Annotated in this window: 14 protein-coding genes; 2 read left to right on the top strand and 12 right to left on the bottom strand. The window is 51.8% G+C overall.

What is annotated here, in order from left to right; translation table 11 throughout:
• Positions 1–362 precede the first annotated feature (362 nt).
• The 8 genes from K0T92_RS18140 to K0T92_RS18105 all read right to left on the bottom strand — a co-directional run bounded on the left by K0T92_RS18140 (position 363) and on the right by K0T92_RS18105 (position 8,362).
• Positions 363–629, bottom strand: coding sequence for a YezD family protein (locus K0T92_RS18140; RefSeq protein ID WP_425517665.1), 267 nt, complete (start codon positions 627–629; stop codon positions 363–365).
• A 22-nt stretch (positions 630–651) separates the two neighbouring features.
• The gene (locus K0T92_RS18135) at positions 652–1,716 is read right to left on the bottom strand and encodes an ABC transporter ATP-binding protein (RefSeq protein WP_219873892.1); all 1,065 of its coding nucleotides are present in this window, start codon (positions 1,714–1,716) and stop codon (positions 652–654) included.
• 66 nt (positions 1,717–1,782) lie between these two features.
• Positions 1,783–2,661, bottom strand: a complete 879-nt coding sequence (gene cysW, locus K0T92_RS18130; protein WP_219873891.1) for a sulfate ABC transporter permease subunit CysW — start codon at positions 2,659–2,661, stop codon at positions 1,783–1,785.
• 14 nt (positions 2,662–2,675) lie between these two features.
• Positions 2,676–3,509, bottom strand: coding sequence for a sulfate ABC transporter permease subunit CysT (cysT, locus tag K0T92_RS18125; protein ID WP_219873890.1), 834 nt, complete (start codon positions 3,507–3,509; stop codon positions 2,676–2,678).
• Positions 3,510–3,536: 27 nt separating this feature from the next.
• Positions 3,537–4,673, bottom strand: a complete 1,137-nt coding sequence (locus K0T92_RS18120; RefSeq protein ID WP_246628254.1) for a sulfate ABC transporter substrate-binding protein — start codon at positions 4,671–4,673, stop codon at positions 3,537–3,539.
• Positions 4,674–5,404: 731 nt separating this feature from the next.
• On the bottom strand, positions 5,405–6,367 hold the full coding sequence (gene dnaI, locus K0T92_RS18115) for a primosomal protein DnaI (protein WP_219873951.1): 963 nt from the start codon (positions 6,365–6,367) through the stop codon (positions 5,405–5,407).
• Between the two features lie 21 nt (positions 6,368–6,388).
• Complete coding sequence (locus K0T92_RS18110) at positions 6,389–7,942, bottom strand: replication initiation and membrane attachment family protein (protein WP_219873889.1); 1,554 nt, start codon at positions 7,940–7,942, stop codon at positions 6,389–6,391.
• Positions 7,943–8,056: 114 nt separating this feature from the next.
• Positions 8,057–8,362, bottom strand: a complete 306-nt coding sequence (locus K0T92_RS18105; RefSeq protein WP_219873888.1) for a YuiB family protein — start codon at positions 8,360–8,362, stop codon at positions 8,057–8,059.
• Positions 8,363–8,501: 139 nt separating this feature from the next.
• On the opposite strand from K0T92_RS18105, the gene hemQ reads away from it, so the two are divergent.
• Positions 8,502–9,248, top strand: coding sequence for a hydrogen peroxide-dependent heme synthase (hemQ, locus tag K0T92_RS18100; RefSeq protein WP_219873950.1), 747 nt, complete (start codon positions 8,502–8,504; stop codon positions 9,246–9,248).
• Between the two features lie 70 nt (positions 9,249–9,318).
• Here the strand turns inward: hemQ and K0T92_RS18095 are convergent, their stop codons facing one another.
• Together K0T92_RS18095 and K0T92_RS18090 are read right to left on the bottom strand one after the other, a co-directional pair.
• Positions 9,319–9,576, bottom strand: coding sequence for a hypothetical protein (locus K0T92_RS18095; protein WP_219873887.1), 258 nt, complete (start codon positions 9,574–9,576; stop codon positions 9,319–9,321).
• Complete coding sequence (locus K0T92_RS18090) at positions 9,576–10,769, bottom strand: NAD(P)/FAD-dependent oxidoreductase (RefSeq protein WP_219873886.1); 1,194 nt, start codon at positions 10,767–10,769, stop codon at positions 9,576–9,578. The genes K0T92_RS18095 and K0T92_RS18090 overlap by 1 nt, the downstream gene beginning before the upstream one ends.
• Before the next feature lie 305 nt (positions 10,770–11,074).
• Here K0T92_RS18090 and K0T92_RS18085 point away from each other — a divergent pair, with 305 nt between their 5' ends.
• Positions 11,075–12,076 (top strand): NAD(P)/FAD-dependent oxidoreductase, encoded by a 1,002-nt coding sequence (locus K0T92_RS18085; RefSeq protein WP_219873885.1) that lies wholly within the window; start codon positions 11,075–11,077, stop codon positions 12,074–12,076.
• A 344-nt stretch (positions 12,077–12,420) separates the two neighbouring features.
• On the opposite strand, the gene sda is transcribed toward K0T92_RS18085, so the two are convergent.
• Positions 12,421–12,564, bottom strand: a complete 144-nt coding sequence (gene sda / locus K0T92_RS18080; protein WP_219873884.1) for a sporulation histidine kinase inhibitor Sda — start codon at positions 12,562–12,564, stop codon at positions 12,421–12,423.
• 262 nt (positions 12,565–12,826) lie between these two features.
• Entirely contained in the window at positions 12,827–13,501 is a 675-nt protein-coding gene (locus tag K0T92_RS18075) for a YheC/YheD family protein (protein ID WP_219873883.1), read from the bottom strand.
• Positions 13,502–13,605 lie beyond the last annotated feature (104 nt).

Below are 13,605 nucleotides of genomic sequence, written 5' to 3'. Positions count from 1 at the left end.
AATGGGCGAAATTTGCTTGGTCCCTCGCACAGTCGCATCCCCCCACCCCAATGTCTGTAACACGATATTTCCTGTTTACAGCTAAACCGTCCCCTTATGCTGCATGCTATAAGGCGGTTATACCTGCTTTCAATTCTAGTATCGATGCTCATTCTACGTGACTGGCTTCTGTTAGCGGGGGCCCCTGCTCAATAACTGCACAGTAGCCTCCCGCTCCCCCCCGATCGCCACCTTCCCCTCTAAACCCATCTCATCACCTGCGCACCTCTGCGCAAAAAAACAGAAAAGCGTCCCCTAGCTCATCATTGAGCTTAGGGACGCTTTTCCGTTTCTCTGATACGATTCTTCCACTCCTGCTGCAGCTACCCGCCAACAGCCTTCAGCTTATCGCCGGAGCTGCTCCCGGTCGATCGCTGCTGTTGCTGGGATTGCAGCTGTTGCGACTGCTGCTGTTGCGTTTGCTGCTGCTTGTTGCTTGCAGCGTCGAACCGTTTCCGTTCTGTCCGGTCGATCTGAACGACCCGTCCGTCATGAACGGTAATAAGCACCGAACCATATTCAAGTCCATTCACCTGTGTCGCAATACGCTCCAGCCATTCTTGATCAAGCACGATAGGCTTTGCCATCATCAATCACTCCTATTACTCAATATTATATATGGACAGGCAGCGGATCGACTTTGAGCGGGTTCTCCACCATTACGGCGGACTGCTCGGAAACAACATATAATCGATGAATGAGTACCGATACTTCCTCTCCCGGCTGCAGCGGCTCCTGATCCAGCGACCGATGGGCAGCTACACGGGTATCGCCAACCTGAACATCCAGCTCAAGATGCGCCCCCCGAAAAAACACATGCCTCACAGTACCCTTGGCTGCTGCGGAAGGAAAAGCAATTTCCTGCTCTCGCCCTACCTCAACAAATTCCGGCCGGATAATCGCCTGCGTACCCTGCGACAGCTTGGTAAGCTCGAAGCCCCGCAGAGCGGCCGGCTCCTCCACAACAGTAGAATGGCCGATGAATCCAGCGACAAAAGCGGTCTTAGGCTCCGTATAGATCGAAATCGGCGTGCCCTGCTGCTCCAGACGTCCCTGCTGAACAATCAGCATTTCGTCAGCCACTTCTACCGCCTCGTCCTGATCATGTGTGACGAAGATGGAGGTGATGCCTAGTGTGCTGATCAATCCCTTCAGCCAGGTTCGCAGCTCCTTGCGCACTTTGGCATCGATAGCCGCGAACGGCTCATCGAGCAGCAGCAGCTCCGGTCTTGGCGCAAGCGCTCTGGCGAATGCGACACGCTGGCGCTGTCCCCCGGACAGCTGATGCGGATAACGCTGCTCGAAGCCGCGCAATCCGGTCAGATCCAGCAGCTCATCAACCCGCCGCTTGATCTCCGCCTTATCCGTCTTGCGGATCGTCAGTCCGAAGGCGATGTTGTCGAACACATTCATATGCTTGAACAGCGCATAGTTCTGGAATACAAAGCCGATTCCGCGCTGCTGCGGCTGCACGTTGTTCACCAGCTTGCCGTTAATGTAGATTTCGCCCGCATCCGGGCTCTCCAGCCCGGCCAATATGCGAAGCAGCGTTGATTTGCCTCCACCGCTCGGTCCCAGCAGACCGATCAGCTTGCCGCGCTCGATGGAGAAACTGACATTCGCAACAGCCTGATGCCCATTATAGTTCTTCGATACCCCGCGTACCTCGATATGCATCTGTACCTCTCCCCTCCGCTTCGGCCTTCCGCTCTGCAACGATGAAGAACGGAGCCAGAAGCTATGCTACTCCTTGGCTTCCTGCTGAGACGATGACTTCCATTCCACAATACTCTTCACAACCAACGTCACCAGCGCCAGCAAAACGAGGAGCGAGGCAACAGCAAATGATGCGGAGAACTGGTATTCGTTATATAGAATCTCGATATGCAGCGGCAGTGTGTTCGTCTCTCCGCGAATATGGCCGGAAACGACTGATACCGCTCCGAATTCGCCAACAGCGCGAGCATTACAGAGGATGATACCGTACAGCAATCCCCACTTGATATTCGGCAGTGTCACCCGCCAGAAGATCTGCCACCCCTTGGCGCCAAGGCTTGCTGCAGCTTCCTCCTCCTGCACCCCTTGTGCCTGCATAAGCGGGATCAGCTCTCTTGCGATGAACGGGAACGTGACGAAGGTAGTGGCGAGAACGATACCCGGCAGCGCAAAAATGATTTTGATATCATGCTCGGCAAGCCAAGGACCGAACATCCCCTGGGCTCCGAACAGCAGCACGTAGATAAGGCCTGAAATAACTGGTGATACGGCAAAAGGGAGGTCGATAAGCGTAATAAGAACATTTTTTCCGCGGAATTGGAACTTGCTGATCGCCCAAGCGGCAGCTATGCCGAATACCGTATTAAGCGGCACTGCAATAATAACGGTAAACAAGGTCAGCTTCAGCGCGGATATCGCGTCCGGGTCTGTCACCGAGGCGACGTAGACCTCGATGCCCTTCTTGAATGCTTCCACGAATATTGAAGCCAGCGGCAGCAGGACGATCAATGCCAGGAATAACAGCGCAATTCCAATGAGTACAATGCGGACAACCGGCGATTCCGTAATATGCTTGGGTCGCTGGGATGCTTTCTCGGACAAATGGGCAGTAATTGCTCCAGCCATACGTTCAGCCTCCCCTAAACCGCTGCAACACGGCGGTTGCTCCGCCATTGCAAGTAGTTAATAATAAGCAGCATCACGAAGGATGCGACAAGCATGACAAGTGCGATTGCAGTAGCACCGCTGTAATCATGCTGCTCCAGCTTCGTCATAATGAGAAGCGGGGCGATCTCCGTCTTGAGCGGCATGTTGCCGGAGATGAATACGACTGAGCCGTATTCACCGATCCCGCGAGCGAAAGCAAGCGCGAATCCTGTAAGCAGCGGCGGAATCAGCTCCGGCATAATGATCCGGCGGAAAGTCCGCCAGCGGTATGCGCCGAGCATAACCGCAGCTTCCTCCACATCTTTATCCAGATCCTGAAGGACGGGCTGTACAGTACGGACAACGAATGGCAGGCCGATGAAGATCAATGCGATCGTAATGCCGATCGGCGTGAACGCAACCTTGATGCCAAGCGGCGTCAGAAGCGAGCCCATCCATCCGTTCGGAGCATAGATCGCAGTGAGCGCGATGCCCGCTACGGCCGTCGGCAGAGCGAACGGAAGATCGACCAGACTATCGATCAGCTTCTTGCCGGGAAAACGGTACCGCACCAGCACCCAAGCGATCAGCAATCCGAAGACGAGATTAATGAGAGCCGCAGCCAATGCGGTCAACAGGCTGATCCGATAGGAGGCCAATACCCGCGCATTCGTAACGGTGTCCCAGAACTGCTCCCAGGTGAGCCCGGCGGTTTTGACAAACACGCCGGCGAGTGGAATAAGTACGATCACGCTAAGATAGAAAATCGTGAAGCCGAGCGATAGCCCGAACCCTGGCAATATGCTGCGAGATTTGGAACCTTTCATGAGAAGTCAGCTCCCGTCCTGTAACACTTATGAGCCTGGCGTATAGATTTGGTCAAATACGCCGCCATCTGCGAAATGTTTCGTCTGTGCTTCCTTCCAGCCTCCGAAGTCGCCATCAATCGTGAGCAGCTCCAGCTTAGGGAATTGGGAAGTGAATTGCTCCGCAACCGACTCCAGTGTCGGACGGTAGTAGTTCTCTGCAACCAGCTTCTGAGCTTCCTCTGTATACAAGAATTTCAGGTAAGCCTCCGCTACTTCGCGCGTTCCTTTCTTATCAACCACTTTGTCGATAATCGCAACGGGCGGTTCAGCAAGGATGCTTAATGACGGATATACGATTTCGAATTTGTCCTTGCCAAGCTCGTTCACGGACAGGTACGCTTCATTCTCCCATGCAAGCAGTACATCACCGATGCCGCGCTCTACGAAAGTCGTCGTGGATCCGCGTGCGCCGGAATCAAGAACAGGCACATGCTTGAACAGCTCCGATACGAACTCTTGCGCCTTGGCCTCATCGCCGCCATTTTTCTTCAATGCGAAGCCCCATGCCGCAAGGTAGTTCCAGCGCGCTCCGCCGCTTGTTTTCGGATTCGGAGTAATAACCTCCACGCCATCCTTCAGCAGATCATTCCAGTCCTTGATGCCCTTCGGATTCCCTTTGCGAACCAGGAACACGATGGTCGATGTGTACGGCGAGCTGTTCTTCTCGAATTGCTTCTGCCAATCCGCCTTCAAATACTGCTGCTCCGCAATGGCGTCAATATCATAAGCAAGCGCCAATGTAACAACGTCCGCTTCCAGCCCGTCTATGACTGCACGGCTTTGCTTGCCTGAGCCGCCATGAGATTGCTTAATCGTAACGTCTTGATTCTGCTCCTTCTTCCAATGCTCTGCGAACAATTTGTTGTAAGCTTCATACAGCTCGCGAGTCGGATCGTAAGAGACGTTGAGCAGCTCTACAGCTTCCTTCGGCTCTGGCGCCGGCTCAGCCGTATTGTTCGTTTTGCCTGATGCTGATGTATTGTTGGCCGTATTCGCATCTTTCTTGTCGTTGGCTGCATTGTTGCTGTTGCCGCATCCCGCCAGCGCGATCGCCAGAGCGACGAATACGAGTAATGTCCGAATTGGAAGACGATTTGTTTTGTTGTTTGTTTGCGTTGACATATAACAGCACCCCTAGTCTTTTTATGACAGATAATGAGTCAATCGCCTACTCCGGTAGTCCGGTCGATAAACTAAATTAATCCTACCTGTTTAGTTGGTTATGTGAGAATGATAGCAACGGACAAGCTTCCTTGTCAACCATTATTTTTATAATTACTGATGGCCCCCATAATATTTGCTTATATAACCTGTGAAAATAAAAAGATCATTGCAGCCCCGGTATCCATGAAAAGAATACGGGACTGCAATGATCTTAAATTTAAGCCGCTCATGCTGCGCTCGTTCATTCGTTGCCTTCTGCACCGCGCGCAGACCCCGGCGCTTGGTGGGGCGATGCGTGCTCGCAGGCGAACTAGTTGGCGGAACCCGCCGGACTCTATTCGATAACCTGCGAATAGGCAGGCTTTCTCCTATTTCAGCCTGCTGAAGACCGAATGCCTGCCAAAGCGCAGGCATTTCGCCGTGTTTTCCCGATAGCAGCCCAATCCGCTATATATTCCTGCTTCATCGCAGGCTTTCTGCCCTCAGCGGCTTCTTTTGGCCGAAATTCCTGCCCTTTCGCAGGCTTCCCTCTCTCTGCGACCAACCGGATCTGTTGTAGATAGCCACTGACACCTTTTAGAAGACTGTCTGCACCACGCGCAGCTTCCAGCACGCAGTTGGGCGATACGCGCTAAAAATCGCAGCGGCCGCAAATCTGTCCGCTCATCGCTGCCGCTATTGCGACGCGTTTATGGGCGCTTCTTCCCGCGCTTGTTATGCCCGGTTACGTGGACTATGTCCACGTAGGGCCTGATCCGGTCCATAATCCGCTGGCCTTTGTGCAGCTCGTCGCCATCCTTGTTCGTGAAGCTGAAATGCTGCTCCAGCGCATCCATATCATAGTTGGAGGTGTAGAAGGTCGGCTTGCGGTTCATCCGGTAGTTCAGGATGGCGCCCATGACATGGTCGCGCACCCAAGGATTCAAGTTCTCCGCTCCAATATCGTCGAAGATAAGCAGGTCGGTCTCTTTCATCAAGTCTACCGTTTCCTTGAGCTTCGCCGGCTCGAACATGAGCGACTTCAAATCTTCGACGAACTCGGGCATATAGACAATAGCGCCCGTGAAGCCTTCTTTGGCCAGCTCATGCAGCAGGTAGCACATGAGGAAGGTCTTGCCGGTACCGAACAAGCCAGCCAAATACAGGCCTTCTCTCTGCAGTCCCTGCTCCTTCGTCCGTTCAATATAATTGAGCACTTGACCGACCGCTTTCATCCGCTCCAGATCATTCGATACAATCTCATCGGCAGAATAGCCCTGCGACAGCGCCCGCTCATCGACATAGAAGCTGCGGATGCGGCCCCGTATCTGGTCCTCGCTCTGACGGGCCAGCAGCTTCTTGCAGGCCACCTTCCGGTCTGTCAGCTGCACAAGATCACCTGCCACATCGCAGGACAACAGCGTATAATGCCCTTGAAAGTCATTGGGGCAATTGTCCAGCCCCGGGCAATTCGAGCAATTGCGATATTCCGTTACGTACTGATACACACGATTCAAATTCACCCGAATCGTCCCTCTATCAAGCTCCGGATGTTTGCTTTGAAGCCGTTCCACCAGCGGATCGCGAAGCAGCTCCTCCATGAGCCGCTCTGCCTGCTGCAGCGCATTATTGCCGCTCGGGAATGATTTCAGCAGCTCGCCAAGCGATTCCATCGCCATACGCAATCACCTCGTTTACGTTTTTCCGTCCAGTTTGCGGGCCAGACTCCGTATTTCTTCCATCTCCTCCGGCGTTAGCGCGGAACCGCCCTGCGATTCCTGAATAATAGAGATCGCGGGCTTGCGCCGTCCTCCACGCACACCGCCTGCGGCGTTATTGCTCCTTGCGGATGCAGGAGCACCAGCAGCAGCACCGCCTTCGCGGCGGCGCTCCTTCTCTGCTTCCAGCCGCACCTGCTCTCTTACATAACGGACAGCCTTCTCGAAATCATCGATTCGTTTAACGAGCATATTCGACGCCACAGCGTCTATGTATGTCTTCGTTACCCGCTGCGCATCATTCATTCCAAACACATAATGAATAAGGACATTAATAACCGCGCCAGGGAGACGATAGTTCAGATCAATCACTTCATAGACGCGAATAATCCACTCCGGAACCGCTCCCGGGAAGAAGTGGGCGAGGAACCGCGTATGGGGCTCGTTGCGCATCAGCATATTATATTGGTGAATATCGCAGCGGCCGGCAAGCTGCGCCGGAACCTCCATATAGAACGCCTCGTTAACGCCAACTTCATCCGGAATCTCGTCGCCAGCAGCATCATCCGAACCGCTGCCGCCGCTGCCAGCTGCCACAGACTCCGCTGCTCCGCCCCGGCCCAATGCCCGCTGCCGCTCATCACTGCGCTTGCGATCCTGCCGGTACATGCTATTGGCCCGCAGCTGCAGCTCATCAATGAGCAGCTCGCCACGCGCGCTGAAGACATCATCTTCATCCAGCAGCCTGCACATGTCTACTACGGTCAAGCTATATTTGTAAGCAATATAATTCAGCTGTGCCAGCTGCTCCTCGTCGCCGCGAAGCCGCTCCACATACCGCCGATTGGAGGAGTTGCGGGGAAACCGCATAATGATTTCCCCATACTGTATGCCGGCCGTTTCCAGGCTGCCCTTGGGAATGGCCTGTCGCGCCGGCGCGACCTCTGTCAGCGCCTGCTCAAGCTCCGCATCCACCGTGCCTGCGCCCAGCTTGAACAGCTCATAGAACGGCACCGTAATATTTTCCCGCTGAAGCTCCGCTCCTGCCAGCTCGTCCGCTTCCTTCTCATAGAACGACTCCCGCAGCGCAATGACCGCATATTTGCCGACCTTGTCGCGCAGCAGCATCATCAGATGCGGATTGCGAAAAAATTCATCCGGCGACAATGGCTTCACCAGCTCATATTCGAACACAACATCATCGTTGTCGGGCACCCCAAGCCGGGAGGTTTGCAGCAGGCCGACCGCCTCCAGACGCGACGACTGATCGACAAGCTCCTGCCTTCCGCGCTCATTCATATCGAGCCCAAGACCCAGAAACAGCTTGCGCTGCGGCTCCAGCGGCGAATAGCCGACACGGTCCTCCGCAATCTGCTGATACATCTGCTGATACAAACCGGTCGCAAATGCGCCAATCATCGGTTGATAGATAAGTGCGATCATCTTGCGATCCACCGCGCTTAGCGAAAAATCGCGAAAGATGAAATATCGATGATGCTCCGTAAATTGATGCAAGTTCCCAATCCGCATCCTATTACACTCCGTCCGCCTTTTACTTTCTACTAGTTTAACATAAATGACAGCGGTCGTTCAGGATAGAAAAAAAGAAAATTCCCCCGAATGAGGGAATTTGTTCGTTTTCTATTAGAACATTTTGTAGCCGCCGCGCCGCAGCGCGCGGATAGCCGCACCGCTGATGTACGCTCCGATGAAACCGCCAATAACAGGAAGGATATCTACATAGGTAAAGGCTGTAAAATTACCGACTGCTGACTTGCTCTCGTCCCATGTCCACCATATTGCAAGCGGCAGCAGCACAATCAAGAACAGGTAAATCGGAAACCAGGTTGTCTTGAGCAGCATGTTCAATATAAATCCGATCCCAAAAATCATGACTAGAAACAGCATCGTCACAACAATGAGCTGGAGAAATTGCAGAATGTCCGGCATCACGTTCGTTCCCCTTTCGCTACGATTAGTTTAGTAGATGGTTCTCAGGAAGTCAATCCGCTGCGCCATGTTGTCACAAGTCCGTCATTTGCTCTCCTTAATACCATTAAGATACAATGTTTCTAAAGGAGTGATCATGATGAGTGAAGCTGCTCAAACATTAGAAGGCTGGTATGCGCTGCATGATTTTCGTACGATCAATTGGACCGCTTGGAAGCAAGCTGACGCTGAGAAGCGGAACGCTGCCCTGGACGAGCTCCAATCGCTAATTAGTGAGTGGAAGGCGGCAGAGGATGCCAAGACAGGCAGCACCGCATTTTATTCCATTGTAGGACAGAAAGCGGATTTCGTATTTATGCACCTTCGCGAAACGCTGGAAGAGCTGAACGCGCTCGAGGTTGCTTTTAATAAAACAACTTTCGCGCAGTTTACTACACCCGCACATTCTTACGTCAGCGTAGTCGAGCTGAGCAACTACATGGCACAGCCGGGCACTGACCCGCTGGAAAATCCGGAAATTGTCGCGCGTCTGAAGCCGATTCTGCCAAAATGGAGACATATTTGCTTCTACCCGATGAACAAGCGCCGGGAAGGCAATGACAACTGGTACATGCTCAGCATGGACGAGCGCCGCGCAATGATGCGCAGCCACGGCATGATCGGCCGCCAATATGCAGGCAAGGTGAAACAGATCATTACCGGTTCTGTCGGCTTCGACAACTGGGAATGGGGCGTCACGCTGTTCGCTGAGGATGCGCTGCAGTTCAAGAAGCTCGTGTACGAGATGCGTTTCGATGAAGTAAGCGCGCGCTTCGGCGATTTTGGCGAGTTTTTTGTCGGCAACCTGCTGGATGGCGATGGATTGAATCAGCTGCTTAGCGTGTAATCGGCTGCAGCAGCAAGAAAGCGGATGAAGCGTATTCCATACGCCCCATCCGCTTTTTTATTTGGCCTTTCTATTCTTCCTCGTCGTCTTCCTCCATCAATCGCTTCGCTTCCAGGTATGCTTCCGTCTGGCGATCGCGTTCCCTGCCCTTCTCCTTCAGCCTCTCGATGGCCGGGAGAATGAGCGTATCCACTTCCTTTTGCACCGTGTAGGACAAGTCATACCGATTCTGCGACTCCAGGAACGAACCTACTTCCATCAGCGCGTTGTATCGATCCAGTTCATCGCGCGTAAGCAATCCGCGGACTTGCACGCTGCAGTGGCGCATTACAGGAATTTACCTTTGCGGATAACGAGCGGAATTCCGCCGATGATGTAGAGGTAACGAATATCGATCGCTTTCTTCAGCATCGCTGCAACTCCGCCTTTGTATTTGCGGCCGAATGCTACACCGATAGCCTCCCCTTTACCAAGGGATGCAACTGTGCCTTTGTTCTTGAACTCGAACTTCTTAAGCGGCTGGTTGCGGATCGACGCCACCAGATTGTGCGCGCAGACTACACCCTGCTGCATCGCAATTTGTGCGGTTGGCGGATAAGGACGGCCCTCCGGGTTGAACATCAGCGAGTTGTCGCCCACGATGTAGATGTTCTCATGGCCTGGCGCACGCAACATCTCATCGACTTTAACGCGGCCGCGCATCGTCTCAAAGCCCGCTTCCTCGATCAAGCGGTTGCCGCGAACACCAGCAGCCCAAATAACGGTTGCAGAGCGGATTTCTTCGCCTTCTCCAACGATAACCCCATCCGGCGTACATTCCTTGATTGCCGTTCCGATGCGGAATGTAACACCTTTCTTCGTCAATACTTGCATGCCATACTCAACAAGCTCAGGGTCAAAGCCCGGCAGCGCTGTTGGCGCAGCTTCGATATTGTAAAGTTTAACGAGCGAAGGATCTACGTCAAACTGTTTGCACAGCTCCGGAATGCGGTCGGCCAGCTCGCCGACGAATTCGATACCCGTAAAGCCTGCGCCGCCAACGACAAAGGTCAAATAATCCAGGCGATGCGGCTCGCGTTTGAACCGGGCGAATTGATACTCGATATGTTCGCGGATCAAGCGAACGGAGTTGATGCTTCTGATATTCATTGCATACTCAAGCATGCCCGGAATACCGAATGTTTCTGGCTCTCCGCCAAGACCGATGACAAGATAATCATAGGAAAGCGTGCCATCCTCAAGAATGACTTTCTTGTCCTGTGTACGAATCTGAACAACAGTGGATTTAACGAAATCGATTTTGAACTCGTCAATCAGCTTGGAGATGCTGACACGAGCATTCTCAGTCTTATCTGTTCCCGCAGCCGGCATGTGCAGGTGTGTCGTAATGTAGTGGTAGTCATGCTTGTTAACCAGCGTGACGTCGGCCTCATTGTAATTCAATTCTTTTTGCAGACGAAGCGCGGTTAGAACGCCACCGTACCCGGCTCCAAGTATAACGATCTTAGGTATGTTGCTCATCGCAGAATCCCATCCATTCTTAAATTCTTTTAACACATCGTACATTGTGAAAAATTACACAATCTTGAGCATAAAATAAAATTTTCTCCCTATAGTGTGCGAATCAAATAGCCCTTTTATTACGAGCGTCGACATCAATTCGACAAATCTATATAATACCTCACATGATACAAACTTTTCGGCAAAAGTTCAAGAGTTATTTATACGAAAAACTTTAGAGCTACATACAATAATTTTATTTCCCTTGCTCAACTTGAACCGCTATAATGTACAAATGTAGTCTGATTTCAATGGAGGTGCCACCCATGTCCAACTCATCAGAAACTGAACAAAAAGTCGATATTGCCATCATCGGCGGCGGTCCGGCAGGTATGTTTGCCGCTTTCTATGGCGGAATGCGCCAAGCTTCTGTGAAGATCATTGAGAGCATGCCGCAGCTCGGCGGTCAATTAGCCGCACTGTATCCTGAGAAATATATTTACGACGTGGCCGGCTTTCCGAAAGTAACGGCTGGCGAGCTGGTTAACCAGCTGCACAAGCAAATGGAGCATTTCAAGCCAGAGGTGTGCCTGGAAGAGAAAGTTCTGAATGTGATCAAGCATGACGAAAGATCGTTCGAAATCGTTACCGATAAAACGACTCATTACGCTAAGGCGGTTATTATTACGGCCGGCGTCGGCGCCTTCGAGCCCCGTCGTCTGGAGCTGCCTGAAGCCGCGCAGTATGAAAAGAAAAATCTACATTATTTTATACAGGATTTGAACCAGTTCAAGGGGCAGCATGTTCTCATCAGCGGGGGCGGCGATTCTGCTGTGGATTGGTCGCTTATGCTTGAGCCGATCGCTGCAAGCGTCACCCTCATTCACCGCCGCGATAAATTCAGAGCGCATGAGCACAGCGTAGAGAATCTGATGAACTCGAAGGTGAATGTCCTCACTCCTTACGAAGTTACAGCGCTGCATGGCGAAGGCCGTATCGAGCGTGTAACGCTCCAGGAGATCAAAACCAAAGAAACCAAAGAACTGAATGTTGATGCGGTAATCGTCAACTTTGGCTTCGTCTCCTCTCTTGGTCCAATCTCCGATTGGGGATTAGAAATTAATGGCGGCTCCATCGTGGTCGATTCTCGAATGGAGACGAATATTACGGGCATTTTCGCTGCCGGAGATATTACGACTTATCCCGGGAAGCTCAAGCTGATCGCGGTCGGATTCGGTGAGGCTCCTACAGCCATTAACAATGCCAAGGTATATGTCGATCCCGACGCCAAGCTCTCGCCAGGGCACAGCAGCAACATGAAATTGTAGAGATGAAAACAGACAAATAAGGGTATCCTAGCTTTGCTGAGCGAATGAAACATACGCTGCAAAGGAGGATACCCTAAATTTATGTTATGTCCCATTTGCAATGGATTGGAGGAGCTATCCGTACAATGTCGGAATTGCTCGGGAGATGCAGACGATTGCGGCCCTACATTGGATTATGCGGGTCCATATGCACCTTATGAGCCCAATGCCGATGACTCCTGCTCTATGGAAACGATGACTTTCAATCCCAGGTGTAAACATATTGTATATTGTGCGAAATGTGATTATACCGATGAGGTTACAGTTTCCTTGTGGAGTTCAACGAGGTGTTAAGCTGCTTAGCGCTATGCGGTAATTCGATATTGATCCGGATTGATCTGCCTGCGTTTCATTTCAGCGGCGAGCAGCATAATAAAGTCCAATTCCAGCTTGTAATTCAAAGCTAGCCGATAGGCGTCTACCAGAAGCTCGTCGGACAATATTTCCATTCCCTTTCACTCCTTTCCTCTTTTTGTTAATCTTAGCATGTCCCCAATAGCAGAACAAGCGTTCCGATTATCCACAGCTTGTTGTGGACAGCATGTGCGCAACTTGTGAGTAATGGTCGAATAATCAGGAATAGCAATGAGGATTCTGTGGATACGATTATACACAACCAGAATGTTTACAATTCCAATAAAAAACTTTTATGGATACCTCTTAATCTATCATTCAAATATATTAAATGCGGTTAAACAACCTCGACTCCGCTTACTGAGGCCGTGTGTTGACTTCAAATATCCACAGCTTTCCGTTTTTATCTATTCCATAGTCGAAGCCAAGCTGGCCAATGCCGGGATAATGATTCTCCAATATCTGTGTGGATAATCTTGTCAGCATCCTCATCTCCCGCTTTTTACCCGCTACTGCACGAGCTGAAACGGATTGGCGAATCCCTTCAGAACCGCTCAGACAAGTCCCTCCCCGGCATAGATTAGTTACAAACAACCCCTTCCTGGCCAGTCTTCCGACAATCGCTGTAATGGCCCAGCTGCCATCCGGCTGCTTAATATGCTTGACCCGATAATCAATTGGGCGGCCATTGATTGTCGCCAGCCGAATTCCTTTCTGAATCAAATATTTGCGCCCCTTGCGCAGCAAATTAAGCGAGCGGAATAGTCCATCGAATCCCGAGAAATGCTTCGTTTTGCTAAAATACGTATGAGAATAGCCGCTGCCTTCCCTGGAAACCTTGATTACTCCATGGCCGCCTGCTCCGCATACAGGTTTGATGACAACCATTCCATGCGACACCAGCATGGCACGCAGGCTGGATGACGAGAACATCCGTGTTGGCGGTATGTGCGGCGCTATTTGCGAATGCGACAGCAGCACCGCCGTCTTTGCCCATTTGCTGGCCAGCTGCCTTCCTTGCCCTTCACCCATTACGTCTTCCCCTTTCATATCATCCTACTAACTTAGTATATGCCTCAAAGATATTCGTCTCTTGGATGATTGACCTCTGCCACTCGCCTGATTTAATAGGATAG

Source organism: Paenibacillus oenotherae (assembly GCF_019443105.1).
Lineage (GTDB): Bacteria > Bacillota > Bacilli > Paenibacillales > Paenibacillaceae > Paenibacillus_Z > Paenibacillus_Z oenotherae.
This window is presented reverse-complemented; position numbering and strand designations above follow the sequence as displayed.

What these genes read in the sequence shown, in the direction of transcription:
- K0T92_RS18090 (WP_219873886.1), bottom strand. Translation starts at nt 10,769, where the DNA reads ATGAGCAACATACCTAAGATCGTTATACTTGGAGCCGGGTACGGTGGC.
- K0T92_RS18105 (WP_219873888.1), bottom strand. Translation starts at nt 8,362, where the DNA reads ATGCCGGACATTCTGCAATTTCTCCAGCTCATTGTTGTGACGATGCTG.
- K0T92_RS18135 (WP_219873892.1), bottom strand. Translation starts at nt 1,716, where the DNA reads ATGCATATCGAGGTACGCGGGGTATCGAAGAACTATAATGGGCATCAG.
- K0T92_RS18140 (WP_425517665.1), bottom strand. Translation starts at nt 629, where the DNA reads ATGATGGCAAAGCCTATCGTGCTTGATCAAGAATGGCTGGAGCGTATT.
- cysT (WP_219873890.1), bottom strand. Translation starts at nt 3,509, where the DNA reads ATGAAAGGTTCCAAATCTCGCAGCATATTGCCAGGGTTCGGGCTATCG.
- hemQ (WP_219873950.1), top strand. Translation starts at nt 8,502, where the DNA reads ATGAGTGAAGCTGCTCAAACATTAGAAGGCTGGTATGCGCTGCATGAT.
- cysW (WP_219873891.1), bottom strand. Translation starts at nt 2,661, where the DNA reads ATGGCTGGAGCAATTACTGCCCATTTGTCCGAGAAAGCATCCCAGCGA.
- dnaI (WP_219873951.1), bottom strand. Translation starts at nt 6,367, where the DNA reads ATGGAATCGCTTGGCGAGCTGCTGAAATCATTCCCGAGCGGCAATAAT.
- K0T92_RS18110 (WP_219873889.1), bottom strand. Translation starts at nt 7,942, where the DNA reads ATGCGGATTGGGAACTTGCATCAATTTACGGAGCATCATCGATATTTC.
- K0T92_RS18075 (WP_219873883.1), bottom strand. Translation starts at nt 13,501, where the DNA reads ATGGGTGAAGGGCAAGGAAGGCAGCTGGCCAGCAAATGGGCAAAGACG.
- K0T92_RS18120 (WP_246628254.1), bottom strand. Translation starts at nt 4,673, where the DNA reads ATGTCAACGCAAACAAACAACAAAACAAATCGTCTTCCAATTCGGACA.
- K0T92_RS18095 (WP_219873887.1), bottom strand. Translation starts at nt 9,576, where the DNA reads ATGCGCCACTGCAGCGTGCAAGTCCGCGGATTGCTTACGCGCGATGAA.
- sda (WP_219873884.1), bottom strand. Translation starts at nt 12,564, where the DNA reads ATGGAAATATTGTCCGACGAGCTTCTGGTAGACGCCTATCGGCTAGCT.
- K0T92_RS18085 (WP_219873885.1), top strand. Translation starts at nt 11,075, where the DNA reads ATGTCCAACTCATCAGAAACTGAACAAAAAGTCGATATTGCCATCATC.